The 21862-nt window shown below is 64.6% G+C and carries 16 protein-coding genes; 4 read left to right on the forward strand and 12 right to left on the reverse strand.

Annotated features, from left to right (window positions below; genetic code table 11):
* Positions 1 to 107: 107 nt before the first annotated feature.
* Together iaaH and V1280_RS34865 are read right to left on the reverse strand one after the other, a co-directional pair.
* Positions 108 to 1532: an indoleacetamide hydrolase gene (gene iaaH / locus V1280_RS34860; RefSeq protein ID WP_334535117.1), complete on the reverse strand. Its 1425-nt coding sequence runs from the start codon at positions 1530 to 1532 to the stop codon at positions 108 to 110.
* A 75-nt stretch (positions 1533 to 1607) separates the two neighbouring features.
* On the reverse strand, positions 1608 to 5057 hold the full coding sequence (locus V1280_RS34865) for an indolepyruvate ferredoxin oxidoreductase family protein (protein WP_334535119.1): 3450 nt from the start codon (positions 5055 to 5057) through the stop codon (positions 1608 to 1610).
* 153 nt (positions 5058 to 5210) lie between these two features.
* On the opposite strand from V1280_RS34865, the gene V1280_RS34870 reads away from it, so the two are divergent.
* Entirely contained in the window at positions 5211 to 5666 is a 456-nt protein-coding gene (locus V1280_RS34870) for an Lrp/AsnC family transcriptional regulator (RefSeq protein WP_334535121.1), read from the forward strand.
* A gap of 151 nt (positions 5667 to 5817) precedes the next feature.
* On the opposite strand, the gene V1280_RS34875 is transcribed toward V1280_RS34870, so the two are convergent.
* Both V1280_RS34875 and V1280_RS34880 read right to left on the reverse strand, forming a co-directional pair.
* Complete coding sequence (locus V1280_RS34875; protein ID WP_334535123.1) at positions 5818 to 6321, reverse strand: hypothetical protein; 504 nt, start codon at positions 6319 to 6321, stop codon at positions 5818 to 5820.
* 57 nt (positions 6322 to 6378) lie between these two features.
* On the reverse strand, positions 6379 to 6777 hold the full coding sequence (locus tag V1280_RS34880; RefSeq protein WP_334535125.1) for a hypothetical protein: 399 nt from the start codon (positions 6775 to 6777) through the stop codon (positions 6379 to 6381).
* A gap of 88 nt (positions 6778 to 6865) precedes the next feature.
* Between V1280_RS34880 and V1280_RS34885 the strand changes: the two genes are divergently transcribed.
* The gene (locus V1280_RS34885) at positions 6866 to 7786 is read left to right on the forward strand and encodes a LysR family transcriptional regulator (RefSeq protein ID WP_334535127.1); all 921 of its coding nucleotides are present in this window, start codon (positions 6866 to 6868) and stop codon (positions 7784 to 7786) included.
* 1 nt (position 7787) lies between these two features.
* Here V1280_RS34885 and V1280_RS34890 read toward each other — a convergent pair whose 3' ends face one another.
* The 3 genes from V1280_RS34890 to V1280_RS34900 are packed head-to-tail and all read right to left on the reverse strand — an operon-like array spanning position 7788 to position 11029.
* Positions 7788 to 8573, reverse strand: coding sequence for a fumarylacetoacetate hydrolase family protein (locus V1280_RS34890; protein WP_334535129.1), 786 nt, complete (start codon positions 8571 to 8573; stop codon positions 7788 to 7790).
* 15 nt (positions 8574 to 8588) lie between these two features.
* Positions 8589 to 9956 (reverse strand): LLM class flavin-dependent oxidoreductase, encoded by a 1368-nt coding sequence (locus V1280_RS34895; protein ID WP_334535131.1) that lies wholly within the window; start codon positions 9954 to 9956, stop codon positions 8589 to 8591.
* A gap of 20 nt (positions 9957 to 9976) precedes the next feature.
* The gene (locus tag V1280_RS34900; RefSeq protein WP_334535133.1) at positions 9977 to 11029 is read right to left on the reverse strand and encodes an Ldh family oxidoreductase; all 1053 of its coding nucleotides are present in this window, start codon (positions 11027 to 11029) and stop codon (positions 9977 to 9979) included.
* Between the two features lie 292 nt (positions 11030 to 11321).
* On the opposite strand from V1280_RS34900, the gene V1280_RS34905 reads away from it, so the two are divergent.
* The gene (locus tag V1280_RS34905; RefSeq protein ID WP_334535135.1) at positions 11322 to 14888 is read left to right on the forward strand and encodes a bifunctional diguanylate cyclase/phosphodiesterase; all 3567 of its coding nucleotides are present in this window, start codon (positions 11322 to 11324) and stop codon (positions 14886 to 14888) included.
* Here the strand turns inward: V1280_RS34905 and V1280_RS34910 are convergent.
* The 5 genes from V1280_RS34910 to V1280_RS34930 all read right to left on the reverse strand — a co-directional run bounded on the left by V1280_RS34910 (position 14862) and on the right by V1280_RS34930 (position 20410).
* Positions 14862 to 15203 (reverse strand): hypothetical protein, encoded by a 342-nt coding sequence (locus V1280_RS34910; RefSeq protein WP_334535137.1) that lies wholly within the window; start codon positions 15201 to 15203, stop codon positions 14862 to 14864. The genes V1280_RS34905 and V1280_RS34910 overlap by 27 nt on opposite strands.
* A 223-nt stretch (positions 15204 to 15426) precedes the next feature.
* Positions 15427 to 16419: a UDP-glucose 4-epimerase GalE gene (gene galE, locus V1280_RS34915; RefSeq protein ID WP_334535138.1), complete on the reverse strand. Its 993-nt coding sequence runs from the start codon at positions 16417 to 16419 to the stop codon at positions 15427 to 15429.
* Between the two features lie 15 nt (positions 16420 to 16434).
* Complete coding sequence (locus tag V1280_RS34920) at positions 16435 to 17241, reverse strand: WecB/TagA/CpsF family glycosyltransferase (RefSeq protein ID WP_334535140.1); 807 nt, start codon at positions 17239 to 17241, stop codon at positions 16435 to 16437.
* Positions 17234 to 19528: a GumC family protein gene (locus V1280_RS34925; protein WP_334535142.1), complete on the reverse strand. Its 2295-nt coding sequence runs from the start codon at positions 19526 to 19528 to the stop codon at positions 17234 to 17236. The genes V1280_RS34920 and V1280_RS34925 overlap by 8 nt, the downstream gene beginning before the upstream one ends.
* A 321-nt stretch (positions 19529 to 19849) precedes the next feature.
* Positions 19850 to 20410 (reverse strand): acyltransferase, encoded by a 561-nt coding sequence (locus tag V1280_RS34930; RefSeq protein ID WP_334535143.1) that lies wholly within the window; start codon positions 20408 to 20410, stop codon positions 19850 to 19852.
* Positions 20411 to 20821: 411 nt separating this feature from the next.
* Here V1280_RS34930 and V1280_RS34935 point away from each other — a divergent pair, with 411 nt between their 5' ends.
* Positions 20822 to 21850, forward strand: coding sequence for a glycosyltransferase family 2 protein (locus V1280_RS34935; protein WP_334535145.1), 1029 nt, complete (start codon positions 20822 to 20824; stop codon positions 21848 to 21850).
* Positions 21851 to 21862 lie beyond the last annotated feature (12 nt).

Below are 21862 nucleotides of genomic sequence, written 5' to 3' on the forward strand. Positions count from 1 at the left end.
GGCAAAGTGCCGTAGGGTGGGCAAAGGCGCAACGCGCCGTGCCCACCATCTTTCTCTAACGGGCAAAAGTGGTGGGCACGCTCCGCTTTGCCCACCCTACGATCGCGTCAGCGTGGCGCAGGAAGCCGCCCAAACACAGCATCAAGCGCCATCCCGATCGCAAGCAGCCGTTCGTCGCTGCCCGCGGGGCCGTCGAGTTCCAGTCCAATCGGCAATTTGCTCGTAGCGCCCAGCGCAATCGGAATCTGGATGCCGGGAATACCGGCATTGCTGCCGGGGTCGGTGTTCTGGATGAACAGGCCGAAATTCTCGAGACTGCTCGACTCCGGATTGGAGGCAATCGCAACCCGCGGCGTGGTCGGGAAGGTAATGGCGTCGAGCCGGTTGCCTGCAAAAGTCTGCTGGTAGAGCGCCTGAAGCGCCGGCCTCGCGACATTGATGGCGAGATCGTAAAGTGGCTTCGCATCGACAAAGCTGCCGTCGGGCGCCGGCAATTTGCGCGGCAGCACCAGCCCCTCATAGGTGCCCTTGACGTCGGCGCTCGCGATTTGCGCGACCATCGCGTCAATGGTCACACCAGTGCCAGTGTGCTTGAGATAGGCGACCATGTCGTCATAGGCCTCGTAGAGCGCAACCGGAAATCCGACCTGACCGTTAAGCTGGGCCAGCTCCGCCATTTCGATGTCGATCACGGTCACGCCTTGCGCCTCTAATCGACCGAGCGCGGCGTGGAACGCGGCTTCCGTGTCTCCGTCGAGATTCGTCAGCATGCTCGTCACGAGACCGAGACGAACCTTGCTCAGATCGGCTGGCTGAACCGCATCGCCACCTGCAATGACCCGATCGAGCAGCGCGACATCCGCCATGGTGGCGGCCATCGGCCCTGCGGTGTCGCGGGTGTGCGAGATCGGCGCGATGCCGGCTTGCGGATAGCGGCCGACGGTCGGCCGCAGCGAGGCACAACCGTTCAATGCGCCGGGCACGCGCACCGATCCGCCGGTATCGGTGCCGAGCCCGCCCGCCACGATCCGGGCGCCGATTGCCGCACCCGTTCCGGAAGAGGAGCCGCCGGCGATCAGAGCGCGGTCATAGGCGTTGCGGACGCCGTATTCGGCACCGGTCTTGAACGCGGTGTTGTAGCCGGAGATGCCGAAAGCAAGCTCGTGCATGTTGGTCTTGCCGATGATGACGGCGCCCGCGGCGCGCAACTTCGCCACGACAGGTGCGTCAGCGCCTGGAATGAAGGTCTTCAGCCCCGGCGTTCCGGCGGTGCAGGGCAGTCCGGCCACCTCGATATTGTCCTTGATCACGATAGGGACGCCGCCGAGCGGTCTGTTCCCGGCGCCTGCGCCCTGCGTGTCGAACGCGACGGCGGCCCTGAGGGCACCTTCCTCATCCAGGGTGACGAAGGCGTTCAAATCGGCGTTGGCCTTGGCACGGGCAAGCGCCTCGGAGGTGAGGGCGTGGCTCGTTATTTTTCCGGCGGCGAGCTCGGCCGCGGCCTGGGTCAGGGTCAACTCGTCGAAATTCATGATGCGCCACCCGATTGCAGGACTCCATGTGGGAGCCTCTTCAACCCGCGAGGCTGAAGCCTCGGTGGCGTCGCGTCAACCGGTGGCGCGCACCCTTGCCGATGAAGATTTGGCCAGAGCGGCGAGCAGCCGCTCGACCTCGGGCTTCACCTTCGCGATCGCGATGTCCTTCACCGGGCCGTAGCCGCGGATGTCCATCGGGGCTTTGGCGATGGCGATGAGGTCGGGCAGATTCGCCGTTTCGAGCCGGTCCAGAATTTGCGCGATGACGCCTTCATACCAGCCGATCAGCTCGCGCTCAGTGCGTCGCTCGGCCGTGTAGCCGAACGGATCGAACCGCGTTCCGCGCAGCACCTTGAGCCGCGCCAGCACTGCGAGCGGCATCTGGATCCACTGGCCGAAAGTGCGCTTGCGCGGGCGGCCGCGTGCGTCGTGCTTGGATGGCAGGAACGGTGGAGCGAGATGATACTGGACGCTGAAGCCATCCTCAAACTCGCGCTTCAGCTCGTCGAGAAAGCCGGTCTGCATGTGCAGGCGCGCGACCTCATATTCATCCTTGTAGGCCATCAGCTTGAAGAGGGCGCGGGCGACGGCCTCGCTCAGGGCCTCGCTGTTGAGGGCGGCTTCGGCAGCACGAACTTTTTCGATGAGCGCCCGGTAGCGTGCCGCAAAAGCCCCATCCTGATAGGCGGTGAGGAAATCGGCGCGCCGGGCGATGAGTTGGTCGAGCGTCTCGGCCTTGGGAGCCTCGTTCGCTTTCGGCAAAAGGTCCGGATCGGCCGCGGCGATCCGACCCCAGGCAAAAGCCTGCTTGTTGCGTTCGACCGTGACGCCGTTGAGCTCGATCGCGCGCAGCAGCGCCGATAGCGAAACCGGCACCAGCCCGCGCTGCCAGGCAAAGCCCAGCATGATGATGTTGGCATAGACGGCGTCGCCGAGCAGGTGCTCGGCCAGTGCATTGGCGTTGATGCAGTCGAGATTGTCACTGCCGATGACGTGCCGGATCGCGCGCAGGCGGGCGGGGGAAGCGAGATCGGCGTCGCGGAAGCGGACGACGTCGCCGGTCGGCATCTCCGCGGTGTTGATTGCAGCGCGTGTGCCGTGGCGATAGGTGCCGGACGCCTTCGGCGAGGAGCTGACGACGAGGTCGCAGCCGATCAGCGCATCGGCCGCACCCTGGTCGATGCGGACCTGGTGCAGCGCCTCGGGACTTGAGGCGAGGCGGATGAAGCTCAGCACCGGGCCAAACTTCTGCGCAAAGCCGGTAAAATCCAACACCGAGACGCCGCGGCGCTCCAGATGCGCGGCCATCCCGATCAGCGCGCCGACCGTGATCACGCCGGTGCCGCCGACGCCGGTCACGAGGAGATCGTAGGGACGATCGAGCGCGGCGGGGGCGGGGAGGGAGAGCGTGGCCGCGCGACCGATTGCATCGATCTGGCTGGCGCCCTTCTTCCGGCGCGTCGCGCCTTCGACGGTGACAAAGCTCGGGCAAAAGCCGTTGAGGCAGGAGAAATCCTTGTTGCACGCCGACAGATTGATCTGACGCTTGCGGCCGAAGGGCGTCTCCTTCGGTTCGACGCTGAGGCAGTTGGACTCGACCGAGCAGTCGCCGCAGCCTTCGCAGACGAGATCGTTGATGTAGGCAAAGCGCTTGGGATCGGCCATCTGTCCGCGCTTGCGCCGGCGCCGCTTCTCTGTCGCGCAGGTTTGCTGGTAGATCAGCACGGAGACGCCGTTGACGTCGCGCAGCTCGCGCTGCACGGCGTCCATCTCCTCGCGCGGATGAATGGTGACGCCGCTGGGCAAATCCGCGGGCAGGAATTGCGCGGGATCGTCCGACACCAGCGCGATGCGGGCCACGCCTTCGGCACGGACGCTGTGCGCGATGGCATGCACGCTGATCGGACCGTCGACCGGCTGGCCACCGGTCATCGCCACGGCATCATTGAACAGGATCTTGTAGGTGATGTTGGCCTTGGCAGCGATCGCCTGCCGGATCGCCATCGAGCCGGAATGGTAGTAGGTGCCTTCGCCGAGATTCTGGAAGACGTGCTTGTGGCCGGTGAACCGCGACGATGCGGCCCAGTTCACGCCTTCGCCGCCCATCTGGATCAGCGACGAGGTCTCGCGGTCCATCCAGCTCGCCATGAAATGGCAGCCGATGCCGGCCAACGCTTTTGAGCCCTCGGGCACTTTTGTCGAAATGTTGTGCGGACAGCCGGAGCAGAAATAGGGCGTGCGCGTCGCGCCCGACACATTGATCGTGCGCTCGGCCTCCGGCAGGAGTGCTGCGGCACGCGCGGCAAGATTGAGCCCCGGAAACATCGGATCGAGCCGGCGGGCGAGCACGGACGCCAACGCGCGCGGCGACAATTCGCCGATCCAGGAGATCAGCCGCGCGCCGGTTTCGTCGTGCTTGCCGACCATTCGCTCGGGTTTCGCGCCGGGATAGTCGTAAAAATATTCCTTGAACTGGCTCTCGATGATGCCGCGCTTCTCCTCGACCACGAGGATCTCGCGCTTGCCCTTCACGAAATCCATGGCGTCATGCAGCGCCAGCGGCCAGACCATGCCGACCTTGTAGATGTCGATGCCGATGCTGCGGCAGGCGGCTTCATCGAGGCCCATCAGCCGCAGCGCTTCCATCAGATCGAGATGCGCCTTGCCGGTGGTGACGATGCCGTAGGTGGCGTTTGGAATGTCGTAGATATGGCGGTCGATCGGATTGGCCTTGGCGAAGGCATAGACCGCGTGCTTTTTCGCTTCCAGCCGCTCCTCGATCTGCGGGCCCGGCAGATCGGGCCAGCGATAGTGCAGTCCGCCCGGCGGCGGGGTGAAGTCGGGCGTGCGGAACAGGCGCGGTGGGCGCAGCGCGACGGATGCGCCTGACTCGACGATCTCCGAGATCGCCTTGAAGCCGACCCACATGCCGGAGAAGCGGCTCAGCGCGTAGCCATATTCGCCGAACTCCAGATATTCGCTGACGCTTGCGGGGTGCAGCGTCGGCATGAACCAGCTCATGAAGGCGACGTCGGACTGGTGCGGCATCGAGGACGACACGCAGCCATGGTCGTCGCCGGCGACCACCAGCACGCCGCCATGCGGCGACGAGCCGTAGGCATTGCCGTGCTTGAGCGCATCGCCGGAGCGATCGACGCCGGGGCCCTTGCCGTACCAGAGCCCGAACACGCCATCGACCTCGCGTTCGGCCTGGGTCTCGACCTGCTGCGAGCCGAGCACGGCGGTTGCCGCGAGGTCCTCGTTCACGGCGGGTAGGAATTCGATGCGGTCCTGCTTCAATCGCTGCTGGATGCGCCACAGTTCGAGATCAACGCCGCCGAGCGGTGAGCCGCGATAGCCGGAGATGAAGCCGGCGGTGTTGAGCCCCGCGGTGCGGTCGCGCCTGATCTGGTCGAGCGCGATGCGGACGATCGCCTGCGTGCCGGTGAGGAAGACGCGACCCTCCCCGCGGTCGTAACGGTCGGAGAGTTCGTAGGCGTCGAGTGAAGGAATGGCGTCCATATCGGACCTCGCGCGGCATCCTGCCGGATAGGCGAAGGTTAGGCTTGGCGCGCTGGTAGGTCTTACCTATTTATCCCGATTAGAACGCAGAAACGGTAGAATTTTGCATATGTTGCATAATTTTGGTAGATTTAATCGATTTGAGGGTTCTCGATGATTGAAGACCAGGACACGCGGATTCTCGCCCACCTCCAGAAGGACGGCCGCGCCACCAACCAGCAGCTCGCCGACGAGGTCGGCATGTCGACCTCGGCCTGCTGGCGCCGGGTGCGTGCGCTGGAGGACAGCGGCGTCATTCGCGGCTATGCGGCGCTGGTTGCGCGCGAGCAGGCGGGATTTGCGATGTCGGCCATCCTTCACGTGTCGCTGGAGCGGCACGATGCCAAATTCGTCGATGAGTTCGTGTCCCGCGTCACCACGCGCCGCGAGGTGCTGGAGTGTTTTGCGACGACGGGCGACGCCGATTATCATCTGCGCGTCGTCGTGCAGGACATGGCGGCCTACAACCACTTCCTCGACGAGTTCATGTTCCGCATCCCCGGCATCCGCTACGTCCGCAGCAATGTCGTGCTGAAGGAGATCAAGACAAGCGTGGCGCTGCCTTTCTGAGACTCGGGAAGTCTCGTAGGGTGGGCAAAGGCGCGTAGCGCCGTGCCCACCATCCTGCCTCGATGATGAAGGTGGTGGGCACGCTTCGCTTTGCCCACCCTACGGCGCTCCCTTTTTGAGAGGACTTTATTCGCGCGCCCGTTGCGGTCCATCACGGGGTCTGTTCTTCCGATCCGGGCCTCAACAGAATCATGAAGACGAGGACGTGGCTGACCAGCAGCAGAGGCACATAAAGGGCCGGGATATAAATGCCGGCGCCGAACAGGCCGGGATTCTGAATCTTCGTCGCGCCCACGTAGTACGCATTGAGCAGATCGAGCGTACCCCAGATGTTGAAGATCCAGACTATCGGAACGGCGATCGACCATCGCCAGGACAGCGCCGCCATTGAGATGAGTGCCAGAGTGGCGGCGATGAGATCTCCCCATCCGACTTCGCTGGCGAAATCCGCGCTCAACTCCGAGGAGACGAATCCAGCGATCATGAAGTTCATCCCCAGGAAGCGGAACGCATGGAAGGCTGCGAGAAGTCTCAGGGCGTCATAGCGCGGCATCGTACGAAGGAGAGGCCAAACATAGACGGAGGCCACCACCGCGCTTGTCAGGAAGGCGCCAGCGACGCTAAGGACAAATGGAAGGTTGAAGCCCGGTGGCACGTTCGAATGTCCTTATGATGATTCGTCCGGTCGGATGAGGTCGAGGCCAGCGGCCGGTCAGGGTTTGGTCATGAGCAGGCCGAGCGGCATGAGCGGGCCGACCGCGATGTATTCGTGGTCGATGAGATCCTGTTTGGCGAGTGGCAGGGCATCCATGATCGCGTGCCCTTCGGCGACATCCTTGACGTCCAGCAGAAAGACGGCGCCGCGCCCATCGGACCGCGAATACCATTCGCGGACTTTTCCGTTGAGATAGAGCTGCACTGTCTGCCTGACTTCATCAGGCATGACGGCCATGACCTGCTCGCGCGCGATGCCTGCCTTGACGGTCAGGATGACCAACACGCCCGTGGTCGTGGGTGACGGTGCTTGTGCTTGAGCAAGGGATGGATCGGTCATGGTGACACCTGTCAGTGAGAGGGTGAGGGCCAGGGCGGCGTTGCGGATTGCCTTCATCGGTTTCGCTTCTCCCGTGCGGCTCAGTTGCAATCCGGATGTAAGGCGTCTTTCCGTGAGCGACTATTCGCGATAATGTTGACGGGCTATGAAGCAGAACTTCACAGTCAGGCAGGGGGCGCTCGACGGCGTCGAGGCGTTCCTGAGTGTCGCCCAGCACCGCAGTTTTCGTCGGGCGGCCGCTGAGCTCGGGGTCACGCCGTCGGCGATCAGTCAGGCGGTCCGGACGCTTGAGGCGCGCGTGGGCGCGGCGCTCTTCATCCGTACGACCCGTAGCGTTGGTCTGACCGAAGCCGGCGAACGGTTCCTTGCGCGCGCTAGGCCTGCCTTCGAGGAGCTCGTCGCGGCCAGCGGGGCTGCGCGTGAACTTGGACAGCGGCCGGCCGGGCTGTTGCGTCTCACCGTACCGCGCTCGGTCGTGCCAATCCTGCTGGAGCCACTGGTGGCGTCGTTCTGCCAGGCATTTCCCGAGATTGAGGTGGAGCTTGCCGCAAGCGAAGAACTGGTCGATCTCGCAGCCGGGGGCTTTGATGCCGGCATCAGAATGGGGCAGTTCATCTCCCCGGACATGGTCGCGGTACGCCTGACAAAGGCGCTGCCTTTCGTGATCGTGGGCAGCCCGACTTACCTCGCCGGGCGCGGCCGGCCCCGGCGTCCCGATGATTTGCGCCAGCACGCGTGCTTGAGATTGCGACGATCGAGCGGCGCGCTCGCATCATGGTCGGTCAACGACAACGGTCGTTCGATCGAGATCGCCGTTTCGGGACCTTTCATCGCCAACGACTTTCCCACATTGGTCGGAGCTGCGGTCGAGGGCGTCGGACTTGCGCAAGTGCCCGGCCCGCTGGCCGCAGACGCCATGAGGACGGGAAAACTCGTTCCTGTGCTGGAGCAATTTGTACCGATGACGCCGGGTGTGTTTCTCTACTATCCCGGCCATCGACAAATCATGCCGAAGTTGCGAGCCTTCATCGACCATGTGAAGGGCCGATCGGGCGGCTCGAGCTGATTTACCGACCCTCCCACACAAACCTGTTCCGCAACGTCCCGACGCCGGTGATGTCGATCTCCACGACGTCGCCGTGTTTGATATCCGGTGATGCTCCGTCCGTGCCCATCCAGATCACGTCGCCTGGCCACAGCGTGAAATATCTGGTCAGCTCGACCAGGAACGGCACCACGCCGAAGATCATGTCGTTGGTACGGAAGCGGTTGGTCTCCTTGCCGTTGACGCGGACGATCGTTTCCATCGTCGCAAGATCGGCCTCGGTCTCGATCCACGGGCCCATCGGCTTGAACGTGTCGGCATTCTTCGAGCGCCACAGGCTGCGGTCGGCCTTCTGCCAGGAGCGTTCGCTGACGTCGTTGCCGATGGTGTAGCCGAACACGCAATCCATCGCGTTCTCAGCCGTCAGGTGCTTCACCTTCTTGCCGATGACGACGGCAAGCTCGCCCTCGTAATGGATCTTTTCCGTCGCGAAAGACGGGATCACGACATCCTCGTCATGCGCGATCAGCGCGTTCTGCGCGCGATAGCCGATCTCGGGCCGCTCAGGCACTGCCGGTACCTCGCCGCGCTTGTCGGCGGCTTCTTTCAGATGCTTCAGGTAGTTCAGGCCGACGCAATAGAAGGTGCGCGGGATCAGCGGTAGCTCGATCTTGACCTGCGAAAGCGGATGCGTGCGCGAGGTCCGCTGCCATTCACTGAACGGATCGCCGTCGACCGCGACGACTTGATTGCCCTCGACAAGGCCCCAGGACGTCTTGCCGGAGGCGGTGAATTTCAGCCAGCGCATGTCTTGTCCTCGTTGTTATTCCGCGGCGTCGCGCGGCTGTAGTTTCCAGGCCCCGGCGGCCGGCCGTTTCAGCCCGAGATTGTCCCGCAATGTCTTGCCGCGATACTCCTTCTGGAACAGCCCGCGCCGCTGCAATTCCGGCACGATATGCTGCACGAAGTCCGCGTAGGAGCCGGGCACATAGGTCGCCGCGATGACAAAGCCATCGCAGCCGCGCTCGACGAACATTTCCTCTAACTTGTCTGCGATCTCCTTAGGCCCGCCGACCATGGCGTCGTGCACCTGGCCGCGGCCGGAGAAGGTGACGAAGTCACGCGCACTCGGATTGCTCTTGCCGGAGTTCTTCAGCACGCCGTCGCGGATGCCCAGAATGCCCTGCATGCTTTTGAGCTCGTCCGTCGTCAGCGGCGCGTCGAGATCCTTGGAGGCGAAGTCGTAATTGAGCGCTTCGGCGAGCAGCGACAGCGCGTCGATCTCGAGCGGCAGCTTGTTGATCAGCGCCATCTTGTCCTCGGCCTCAGCCTTGGTCGCGGCGCAAACCGGCGTCGTCAGATTGCAGAGGAACATCTGATCGGGATCGCGGCCGGCTTTCGCGGCCTCGTTGCGCACGGCGGCGTAGCCGTCCTTGCCGCCCTGCAGATTGCGCGCGGCCGTAAAGATCACCTCGCCCCATCGGCCGGCAAAGCGCTGGCCGCGGCCGGACGCGCCGGCCTGGATGATGACGGGATGGCCCTGGTCCGAGCGCGGCACCGTGAACGGCCCGCGCGACTTGAACGCTGCGCCCTTGTGATCGAGTCGCTTCACCTTGGTTGGATCGGCAAAGCGGCCGCTCGTCTTGTCCATGATGAGCGCGCCATCTTCCCACGTGTCCCAATGGCCGAGCACGACCTCCATGAACTCGTCGGCCTTGTCATAGCGCGAATCGTGTTCGGGATGGGAGTCGCGCCCCATGTTGAGGGCTTCACCGTCGTTGAGCGAGGTCACGACGTTCCAGCCCGCGCGCCCGCCCGACATCAGATCGAGCGTGGCAAAACGGCGGGCGACGTCGAAGGGCTCGTAATAGGTGGTGGAGCAGGTCGCTCCCAGCCCGAGCCTGTCGGTGACCAAGCCCATGGTGGTCAGCACGATCAGTGGATCCATCTTCACGCAACGGATGCCGTATTCGACGGTGTGGGCGTGGTCGTTGCCATAGCGGTCCGGCATGGCGAGACGATCGTCGAAGAACGCCATGTGGAACTTGCCGGCTTCGAGAATCCGCGCGATCTCCTGGTAATAATCCGCCGACATCGAATCGGCGCGCGAGTCCGGATGCCGCCACGAGCTCGGCAAGTTCGTGCAGTTCTGCGCCTGAAGGAAGCCGACCAGGACCATCTGCCGATTCATGCTGCGTTCTCCGAATTGCCTCAGGCCAGATCGAGGACGGTGTCGAGCCTGTAGTCGCGCGCGAGCGTGCGCAATTTCTCCCAGGTCGCATCCTCGACCTCGATGCCGTCGCACAGGCGTTGCTGCTCGCGCACGCCCTCGATCTCGCCGGGATAGTAGACGCCTTGGCTGCCTGCGGACGGCGGCGTCGATTTCAGGTACTGCGCGAACTCGGCGACCTCGCGCTTGAATTCCTTCAGCGGGCGGAAGGCGGCGACGTTGAACACCGCCATGAAGCATCCGTCATTGTGCCTCCCGGTTGGCTCGACGCCGAATCCCAATCCGGTGAGCAGGCCGCACAGCACCTCGACCATGGCCGCGAGACCGCTACCTTTGTAACCTTCGGTGCCGCCGAGCGGCAGCAGCGCGCCGCCCTTGCGATACTGCGTGGGATCGGTGGTGTGCCGGCCCTCGGCATCGATGATCCATCCGGTTGGAATCTCCTCGCCGCGGGCGACCGCGAGCTGGATCTTGCCGGCCGCGACTGCGGACGTCGCCATGTCCAGATAGAACGGCGCCTCGAGATCGGACGGCACCGCGATCGAGATCGGGTTGGTGCCGAGCCGCGCCTCCTTGCCGCCGAACGGCGCGACGTGTTTTGGCGAGCGGCCGGAATCGGCAGTGGCAATCCCGATCATGCCTTCGCGCATCGCCATCAGCGGGTAGGCCGCGAGGCGGCCGACATGGCTCTGCCGGAACACGGTGCAGGCGGCGACGTTCGCCGTCTTCGCCTTTTCGATCGTCAGCGCCATCGCCTTGGCGTTGACGTGGAAGCCAAAACCCCAATGGCCGTCGATCACGGTCGTGGTCGGCGATTCCTGGACGATGGTCCATTTGGCGCCGGGGACGATGTGTCCGGCCTTGATACGATCGATATAGGTCGGAACCGCGATCACGCCGTGGGAATCATGGCCGGCGAGATTGGCGTTGACGCAGCCGACGGCAACAGCGTCGGCTTCTTCCTCGGAGGCTCCGGCGGCACGGAGCAAAGCAGCGCTGACGCGCGTGAGGCGGTCGGCCTTGACGATGGGCATGGCGTTCCCTCAGGTCTCGCCCTTGGTGGGCGTTGTTGGGAGCCATCGTCTCAAAGCCCCACGCCGATATCAATCTCCCGTAAACCAATACAGGGCTGCAAATTCGTAAAGAGAGCGCGCCTTTGGCCGCCAATTCCTGCCGCGCGGCGGTATTCCCGATCATTTCGCGCGCGTCATTCGTAGCTCGTTCACTGTGATCGGCGGTTTCCAGCGCGCAATAACGACCACTTAGGCGATCCCCGTTCATAGAGCACTCGGGATAAATCGGCAGAAATGCCCGGGAGTTAAGATCGTGCCGACGACACTCGCGCGCACCTTTGCGGCGTTGAGCGCCATCAATGAAGCGATCCTCTACGCGAAATCGCCGGACGCGCTGTACCAGATGGTCTGCGACGCCGGGTTTTCGAGCGGGGATTTCATGGCTGTCGCCGTGTTCCTGGTGGAGCCGGATGGCCAGCACTTGCGCTTTGCCGCAGGGCGCGGTGACGACGTGGCGCGTCTGCGCGCGATCAAGATCACCACCGAAGCTGGCGCGCCCGAGGGCTCGGGTGTCGGCGGCGAGGCGTTTCGCAGCCAGAAGCTCTGCATCAGCAATGACTATTTGAACGATGCGCGCTCGCTGGCGTGGCGTGAGGGCGCGGCCAGGGCGAATATCGGCGCCGCGGCGGCGCTGCCGCTGCTGTGCAACGGCAAGAGCGTCGGCGTGCTGTTCGTAACCCGTAGCGAGGCCGGCTCGTTGACCGAGCAGATGGTGTCGCTGTTCGAGCGCATGTCGGCCAACATTTCCTATGCACTGGAGAATTTCGAACGCGAGACCGCGCGGCAGGACGGCGAGCGGGCGACACGACGCCTCAACCGCATGTTCGGCGCCATCAGCGCGACCAACGAGGCCATCCTGCACGCCAGGACCGAGCTGGAACTGTGCCAGCGCGTCTGCGATGCCGCCGTCTACTGCGCCAAGTCGCTCGCCACCTTCGTTCTGCTGCGTGAGCCGGACTCGCACTGGCTGAAGCCGGTCGCTGCGACCGGCCAGAACCTCGATCTGATCAGACAGGCTCACTATTCGATCGATCCGGAGAATCCGCACGGCAGAGGTATTGTCGGCGAGGCATTCCGGACGCAACGACTGATCGTCGAGGACGACCTCGCCAATCGAATCAAGGGAACGGCGTGGGAGCAGGCGAACGTCGATGCCGGGGCGGTGGCTTGCATGGTTGCGCCGCTGGTCAAGCGCGGGGCCAGCGTCGGCGTGCTGTTCTCGTTCGTTAGCAAATCATGGGCGAACGACGAGGAGGTCGTCGCGCTGCTGCTTCGCATGACGGAGAACGTCTCCTTCGCGCTGGAGAATTTCGACCGCGAAACGGAGAAGGCCCGGATTGCCGAGGAGGAGGACCGCCTCGCGCGCATGTATGCGGCGCTCAGCGCCACCAACGAAGCCATCCTGCGGGCGCGCTCGCGCGGCGAACTGTTCGACCTGGTGTGCGAGGCGACGGTGCAGGGTGCCAAGTTCGCGTCGACGTCGATTGCGCTCGTCGATCGCGATGCCGAGCTGCTCCGCGTGGTTGCCAGCTACGGTCCGAACAAGGAGCAAGTGCGCCGCTTCAAGCTTGCGACGACCGACAAGGTTCCGGAGGGACGGGGATTGACCGGCACCGCGTTCCGTACGCGGGAGCCCTGCGTCAGCAATGATCTGTGGGCGGACCCGCGCATGAAGCCGTGGCGCCAGGGCGCGCGTCGGGACGGTATCGCATCGGCGGCGGCCTTGCCGCTCTTCAACGGCGACCGGGTCGAGGGTGCCTTCCTCTTCCACTCGTTCCAGCGCGGTACCTTCACCCCCGAATTCGTCGAGCTCTTGCAGCGATTGCAGGCGAACGTCTCCTTTGCGCTCGACAATTTCGACCGGGCCGAGGAACGGGCCCGGGCCGAGGCGCAGAAGGAGCGCCTGACGCGCATGTTCGCGGCGCTGAGCGCCACCAACGAGGCGATCGTGCGCGCCAAGTCGCGCGCCGAGCTGTTTGAGCTCGTGTGTCAGGCCGCGTCCACCGGCGGCAAGTTCACTTCGACGACCATTGCGGTCGCCAGCGCCGACAGCGACCAGCTCGAAATCGTCGCGGCCGCAGGACCGTCGGCCGAGACCACGCGGAACGTTCGTCTCTCCATCGATGCCGACCGGCCCGAAGGCCGCGGCATGAGCGGCACCGCGTTTCGCACCCGGCAGCCCTGTGTCAGCAACGACTATGTCAACGACAACCGTGTCAGCGCCTTCCACGCCGTGCTGCAGGGCGACGGCGCGCGCTCCGGCGCGGCGTTCCCGCTGATCACGCACGACAGGCCGGTCGGCGTCATGATCTACATGTCGACCGAGCAGGAGACCTTCACCACCGAGTTCGTCGAGCTGTTGCAGCGTCTCGCCGGCAACGTCTCCTTCGCGATGGAGAATTTCGATCGCGCCGACGAGAAGAACGAGGCGGACGAACGCATCGAATATCTCGCGTCGCATGACAGCCTGACCGACCTGCCGAACCGCGAGACCTTCAACGGGCTGCTGCGCGAGGCGATCGACGCGGCGCAACGCCATGATCACCGTTTCGCGGTGCTGTTTATCGACCTCGACCGCTTCAAGGTCATCAACGATTCGCTGGGCCATGAGGCCGGCGACTTGCTGCTGCTCGAGGTGGCGACCCGCTTGCGCGGCGCGCTGCGGGCAAGCGACGTCGTGGCGCGTCTCGGCGGCGACGAGTTCGTGGTGATCCTCGACCAGTGCGGCGAGATCGACGACGTCCAGCACATCGCCACCGGGCTGTTGACGGCGCTCGCCGAGCCCATGGAGCTCGCCGGCCACGAGTGCCACACCACCGCGTCGATCGGCATCGCGATGTATCCGGCCAACGGCGCCGACGCGCAAACACTGACCAAGAACGCCGACATGGCGATGTATCTCGCCAAGGAAGACGGCAAGAACGGCTATCGCTTCTTCTCCAAGGAAGTGAAGACGCAGTCGATCGAGCGGCTGTCGCTCGAGAGCGCGCTGCGCCGGGCGCTGGAGCGCGAGCAGTTCTCGTTGAACTACCAGCCCAAGGTCGACATGGAGACCGGCCAGATCACCGGCGTGGAAGCGCTGTTACGCTGGAGCCATCCCGATCTCGGCAATATCTCGCCGGCGCAGTTCATTCCGCTTGCCGAAGAGACCGGTCTGATCGTGCCGATCGGCCGTTGGGTGGTGAAGGAAGCCTGCGCGCAGGCGATGGCCTGGCAGCGCCGTGGCCTGTTGCCGGTGTCGATGGCGGTCAACCTGTCGCCGCGGCAGTTTGCCGACGAGCATCTGCTGCAGGACGTCGACGAGGCCCTGGCGGCCTCCGGCATGTCGCCGGTGCTGCTCCAGCTCGAGGTCACCGAAAGCATGATGATGCGCAATGTCGGTCGTGCGCTGAAAGTGCTCGACGCGATTCAGAGCCGCGGCATCCGGCTCGCCATCGACGATTTCGGCACCGGCTATTCGTCGATGTCGCTGATGAAGCACTTCCCGATCGACACCATCAAGATCGACCGCTCCTTCGTGCGTGATCTGCCGCAGGATTCGGAAGACCAGGCGATCGCGCAGGCGATCATCAGCATGGGTAAGGCGCTCGGCATGACCGTGGTCGCCGAGGGCGTCGAGAACGCCGAGCAGGAGGCCTTCCTGCGCACCCATGGCTGCGACGAGATGCAAGGTTTCCTGATCGCGAAACCGCTGCCGGCGAAGCAGATGGCCGAATTGCTGCGGCCGGTGGAGCTGTCGGTCGCGCCGCCGCTCCAGCCGGAGGCGGATCCGGCCGTGGACAAATCCGCGGCGTTACGGCTGAAACGCGCTGTCGTCTGACGGCAATGGCTGCAGTTCGCGGACGTCGTCTTCCTTGATCCCCGCTTTGCGCGGAAAGGCGTCCGGCCAAGACAGCGAGGTTTGCTCGGCGAACAGCGTGAAAAGGGCCTGCGCACCTTCGGCAAAGCTTGAGCCGTCGCCCAGGCCGAGTTCACAACACCATGCGTGTGGCATCAGCTCGTGTCTTTCGCACACCGCCATCGTAGGTCCCCACCACCATGCTGGCGCCGGTGAGCGTTCGTCCTCGGGCACAGCGTGCCAGAGGACAAGCTCGTCCATCACGCGGTCGAATTGCAGGCTCGCGGCCTGATGCATACGTTCCGGGGCTTTCTGGGGCCGCGCCTGAAAGCAGGCGATGCGCCGATTCGAGCTTGCTTCGCTGTAAATAAGGAACGGCTCGCGCTATTGGCCGAGCCTCGCGTGCCGCTCCGTCGGCGGCGACATAAGCACATAGGGCGGCCGAAAAAGTTGCCGACACCGTCTGTGATCGACACTCTAGTCGCTCGGGGCCCCGGTCGGCAAGGCGCAATATGAGCGCTTAACGCGACTTGAGCGGATGTGCCCTCTGGTGCCAGGCCCAGGCGGTGCGGATCACGGTCGACAGGTCGGAATGGCGCGGCACGAAGTCCAGCACCTTTCGCGCAGCCGAGGGGTCGGCGACGAGATAGGTGGGATCGCCGGCGCGGCGGGGCTTGACGGTGTGCGGCACCTCGCGCCCGGTCTCCTGCCTGATGGCGGTGAGGATCTCGCGCACCGAGAAGCCCGAGCCGGTTCCCAGATTGAAGCTGCCGCCGGCATGTCCCGTTTCCAGCAGCTTCAACGCCGCGACATGTGCAGCAGCGAGATCGGTGACGTGGATGTAGTCGCGGATCGCGGTGCCGTCGGGCGTGTCGTAGTCGTCGCCGAACACGGCGAATTCGACATGACCCTGCAGCGCCATCATGGCGCGCGGGATGAGATGCGTCTCGTTGTCACGCAATTCGCCGATGCCGCCGGCGGGATCGGCGCCGCTGGCATTGAAATAGCGCAGGCAGAACGCGCCGAAGCCGTAGGCCGCGCGGTAATCGGCGAGCATGCGCTCAATCATCCACTTCGACGCGCCGTAGGGGTTGATCGGCGCGCAGGGAAAGTCCTCCGGCAGCGCCTTGGAATCGGCGTTGCCATAGACGGCGCCGGACGAAGAGAACACGATGCGGTGGCAGCCGGCGTTGCGCATCGCCTGGAGCAGCGACAGCGTGCCCTGGACGTTGTTGATGTAATATTTCTGCGGGTCGGTCATGGACTCGCCGACCAGGCTCGCCGCCGCAAAATGCATCACCGCCGTTATTTTGTGGTCGGAAAAGGCGCGCGCCAGCGTCGCGCCGTCGAGCAGATCGCCCGTCACCAGCTCCCCGGCCACGAAGCTGCGATGACCTGTGGTGAGATTGTCGTACACGACGGGCCGATAGCCGGCAGCGGAAAGGGCGCGGCAGGCATGCGAGCCAATATAGCCCGCGCCCCCTGTGACGAGGACAGTCGGCCGGTCATTCATGGCGTTCCACTCCTCTCAGCGATTGAAGGGCCGGTTGCGGCTGAAGAGAAGATAGATCGCGCGGGGGTTGGTGGTCAAATAGCGCCAGAGCAGGCGGCGCGGCTCGAGCCAGGTACGCCAGGCCCATTCGAGTCCGATCCGCTGCATCCATTGCGGTGCGCGCGAGCGGCTGCCCGACAGGAAGTTGAACAGGCCGCCCGATGTCTTGATGACGCCGACATTGGTCAGCAGCGGCATGTATTCCTCGACGAAGGCCTGTTCAGAAGGCACGCCGAGCGCGACCCACAGGCAATCCGGGGCGAGAGCATTGATCTCCTCGACCTTGGCGCGCAGCGCGTCGCCGCGGAGATAACCGTGGCTGTGCCCGACGATCCTCAGCTTCGGATACAAGTTCTGGACCCGTCTGACCGCCGCGTCGTTCTCTTCCTCGCTGGCGCCGAGCATGTAGAAGGTGCGGCCGGCCACTTCCGCCTTGCGCGCGACGACATGGAACAGGTCCGTGGTGGCAACGCGCTCCGGCAGCGGAAACCAGGACTGCAGCTTCGAGGCCGCCACCAGCGGCTGGCCGTCGGCATTGATCAGATCGGCGGCGCGGAACAGGCGTTCGGTTTGCGGCTCGGTCGAGCAGCGTGCCAGCACCTCGCCATTGGCCGACGTCAGATACAGCGGGCGGCCGATACGATGACGCGGATCGGTCGCCTCGATCATGAAATCGGCGGTGGCTTCCAGATCGAGTGCGGCCATGCGAAGGCCGCCGACGGTGATCCGTGGCACCTCGGCGGTCGCGGCCCGACCGTCCAGATTGACGCGGCGCTCAAGCATATTGTCTGCCTCGTTGGCGCGTTTGGGTTGCGGGAGCGAGCTCGTCGAGCACCACGCCGACGAGCCTGCGCTGGGCGCCGCCGAGTGCGGCCAGAATCTCTTCCATGCTGTCGTTGATGTCGAGGCTGGTCGGCAGCACCGCCACCAGCGCGTCGGCGCTGTCGAGCAGCTTGCGACCGGCGGCAGAGAGCGGCATCGCAGGGCCGTCGAGAATGACGAGGTCATAGCCGCCGGCCGAACGCGCCTGTGAGATTGCCTTGCGGATGGCGTCAGCAGCCTTAGCGGCATCGCTCTCGCCCGCCGGCAGCACCGAGATGCCGTTGACGGTCTTGGTCTCGCGCGCGGCCTTGCTGCCGATCGACAGCCAGCCAAGCTTGCTTGGCTCGCTCCTGCCGGGACGATTAATCCTGTTCGAGAGAGCGTGCGCCTGATGGTCGGCGTCGATCATCAGCACGCGGCTGCCGTCGCGCGCGGCTGCGAGCGCGAAATTCAGCGCGGTCACGCTGCGCCCGGTGGTGTCGCCGGCGCCGACCAGTGCCATCACCGGCATGGTCTTGCCGCCGGCACGACGAACCATCGCCGCCCGCATGTCGCGCAAGGCGTTGAGCAACGTCGTCAGCGGAAATCCGGGGCGCAGCGTCGGCCAGCCGACGCGGGTCAGATCGACGCCGCTGCCGGTGGCGAGAATGGCGCCGAGCGTGCGGATCACGTCGGCTTCCTGAAGGCGGGCGATCAGCGGTTTCTCGACCAGCGCAAGCGCGGGCGGGGGCACGTCGGCTTCCACCTGGGGTTTCGAGGCATCCGGCGCTGGCGTGCGCGCGCGGCGGGTCGGTTGGGGGGCCGTCGCGCCGTTGAACAGCTGCTCGGCCGCGATGAACCAGGAGGCGGCGGCCAGCGCGCCAAAGATGAAGCCGATCATCGCGAACAGGCTCATTGCAGGCGGGAACGAGCGCCGCTGCGGCACGGTTGCTTCGCCGATAACGCGGGCCGCCGAGGTGTTGAGCGTTTCCTGCTCCTCGGTCTCGCGCGAGCGCTTGAGGAAGGATTGATAGACATCGCGGCTGGCTTCGGCCTCGCGCTCGAGCTCGCGCAGGCGCACGGCGGCCTGGCTGAGCTGCACGCTCTGCCGCTTCTGCACTTCCAGCGCCCGGTTGAGCGACGCCTCATAGTCGCGGGCACGGGTCAGATCGTTCTTGGCGGACTGGGCAAAGCGCTCGATCTCCTCGCTGATGGTGCGCTTGAGATCCTCGACCTGCTTTTCGGTCTGGCGCAATGCCGGGTGGCGCGGGCCGAGCTCGGCGGTCTGCTCCGCATATTTCTTGCGGGCGTCGGCATATTGCGCGCGCAGGTTCGCGATCGTCGGCGATTGCAGCGCTTCGGGAATGGCACCCGCATCCGCAGCGGTCCGCTTGTTCGCCTCGATCTGGTCAAGTCGCGCCTGTGCGTCCATCGTCGCCGCGCGGGCTGCGGACAGCCGCTGGTTGCTGTTGGAGAGTTGCTGATCGGAGATCAGCGAGTCCTGGGTGCCGACGAAATTGTTCTGTGCCTTGTAGGAGGCAAGCGCCGTTTCGGCGTTGCGCAGCCGTTCGCGCAGCTCCTTCAGCCGGCCGGACAATTCACTGGTGGCGCGCCGTGCGGCTAGCGCCTGCGAATTGCGCGAGTCCGTCAGAAAGGTGTTGGTCAGCGTGTTGGCGAGCATCGCCGCCTTCGCCGGATCGGTCGACCAGACTTCGATGTCGACGATAAAGCTCTTCTCGGTCTTTCGGATCGTGATGTGCTTGTTCAGCGCCTCGAGTGCTGCGAGCTGTACGTCCTTGATATCGGCGGCAGAGGGCGCCCGGGGCTGGAGGCCGATCAGGCCCAGCAGCGACGTCATCAGGCTCCTGCCGTCACCGCCGCCGCCGAATTCGGGATCCTTGTCGAGATTGGCCTGCTGGATCAGCTGCAGCAGCACGCTGTTGGAGGTGATCAGGCGTGCCTGGCTCTCCACCACCATGGACATGCCGGAGACGTCCTGGGCGCGCGGCGTAAGCTCGCGATCGACGAGCTGAAGCTCGCGCGGGTCGACATAAAGCTGGGCGGTCGCGGTGTAGCGGGGCGTCAGGCTCTTGCCGACGGTGACGGCGAGGCACGCGCCGATCAGTGCCGCGGAGGCGATCGCGATCTTGCGCCGCCATAGCAGGCTGACGAGCTCCAGCACGTTGAAGCTGGCCTCGGATGTCCGCTGCGGGGCCTCCGATCTGGTCGGATCTCTGGCCCGGTCGATCGGCTGGTTATAGTCAAGCATAGTCCCCAGCTTTCATTCCAACGGCCGCGGGCTGAGGGGTTACTCTTCGCTTTACGCCTCGCACCGGGGATATAGGTGCGCAATCAACGCAACAGGGAAAATTAACCATACTCATTGAGGGACTATTCACCGAAATGGCAAACAAAGCGTTTAAGCGCAGGCCGCCATTTGCCGCGTCGTAGTGCCGCTTTGGTGTCACCACGGCCCCCAGTGCTTAAAGTTTCGTTACCATGCGTGCCAAGCGGTGCGCGCGCTCGGCAAATGATGGTCCACGGAAGCGTTCTGGTACAGTCAGCAAGATGCCTGCCTATTCGTGCTTGCCTATTCGTCGTCGCAGAACTTCTTGACGACAGCCGCCGGATTCCCCGCGACGACCACGCGCGGGGCGACGTCCTCACGCACCACCGCTCCGGCGCCCACGACCGAGTCGTCGCCGATCGTCACTCCCTTGAGCACGATCGAGCGCGCGCCCACCCACACGTTGTCCCCGATGTGCACTGGCGCGATGGCCCGAGCAACCGCAGGCTCGTGCCGAAGCCGCGGGGGAAGGTTGTGAAAGTCCGTGTCGACGATGTCGCAGTCGCTGATCAGGCAGAACGACCCGATGTCGACCCTCTGCTCGCAGCCGATCCAGCAGCCGTTGAGCAAGGTGTCGTTGCCGACCGTCACCTGGCCGCGCCCGGTGATGAGCACGCGCTTGCCAATCCGGCAGTTCGCACCGATCGACACCCGGACCCCGCGACCGAGCACCAGCCGACCCTTGAACACGATCCCGGGTCCGAGCTGGAGCCGGCGCCCGTACCGCACCGTCAGCCAGGCGCGCCGACAGGCGAAGAACAGGAGCGCACCGGCCCGCAGCACCGGGTTCTCGATCTTGGGCACCACGTTCGCTCCTGATCCCTGCGGCGCCTCGCGCCTCTCATGTCGTGCCGAGCCTGGCATCCGCGCATAAATACGCGATGAGCAAATCCGATGCCGCGTGCCTTGACCGACCGCGGTGCTTACGGCCGGGTTAATTCGAACTTGCGTTAACTACAGCTTTGTCCATGTTGCGCCGTTGGTGGGTGATGGACTGCAAATTGCAGGACCACGCGTGCAGGAATTCGCAGGGAAGACATGCGAAAGGGTTAAGCGCATGATAGGACGCGTCATAGCGAGGACGATAGCGTCGCGGTGCAGTTTGAGCGCCGAAGCAGGCCGTTCATTTTGGGACGTATCTGTCTCGCGCGGACGTGTCGCCCAGAGACAATGGGCGCAAGGCTTTTTCAATATGTCTCAGCCATCTAGACGACCATGACGCTGATCCCGACAGATTTGTCCGCCAGCCGGGTCTCGGATGCCGTGCGCGACTCCAACCGGGAGATCGCGGCGAGCTCGCGCGTCATTGATCTCTCGGTCGGCATCGTTGTCTGCATTCCCTGCTTCCGCCGCCCGCAGCATCTGCGGTTGACGCTGGACTCGCTCGTCGACCAGCGCACTCCGCGCTCCTTCGCGGTGGTGATGGTCGAGAACGACGCGGCGGGGCGCGCGAGCGCGCCGGTGGCCGCGGAGTATCTCGCGTCCGGCAAGCTCCAGGGCATCTGCCTGGTCGAGAAGCGGCAGGGCAATTGCCAGGCGATCAACGCCGCGTTCGAGACGGCGCAGGCGCTGTTTCCCGCCGCGACCCGCTTCCTGATGATCGATGACGACGAGATCGCTTCGCCCGATTGGCTCGAGCTGATGGTTCGCACTGCGGAGGCGACCGGTGCCGACATTGTCGGCGGGCCGGTGCTGCCGGTGTTTGACGATGACAGCCAGCCCTGGCTCGCGCGTCATCCTGTCTTCTGTCCCGCCTACGACTACACCGGTGCCGTGCCGCTGATCTATGGCTGCGGCAATTGCCTGATCACGCGCGCCGCGTTCGATCGGCTCGGCAGTCCGGCCTTCGATCCGCGCTTCAATTTTCTCGGCGGCGGTGATTGCGATTTCTTCAACCGCAGCCGCGACGCCGGCCTGAATTTCCACTGGACGGCGGAAGCCGTCATCACCGAGACCGTGCCGCAAAGCCGCAGCAATCCCGCCTGGATTGCAAAGCGCAGCCTGCGCCTCGGGGTGATCAACTACCGTGTGCAGGTCAAGGCTGCGCGGAGTGCGGCGGTGCGGATGCGCTTGTTTGCACAGGCATTGGGACGGTTGCCGTTGTCGCTGGTGCGCTCGGCTCGCCTGCTGGCGTCATCGCAGGCGGTCGTCGCAATCCACCCCGTGCTGATGGCCGTCGGATCGATGCTCGCGGCGTTCGGTTACGATCCGAAGCCCTATGAGGCCTCGAAGATCGCTTCCTGACGCGTTTGCACC

This window comes from Bradyrhizobium sp. AZCC 2230, from assembly GCF_036924495.1.
GTDB classification, from domain to species: domain Bacteria; phylum Pseudomonadota; class Alphaproteobacteria; order Rhizobiales; family Xanthobacteraceae; genus Bradyrhizobium; species Bradyrhizobium rifense.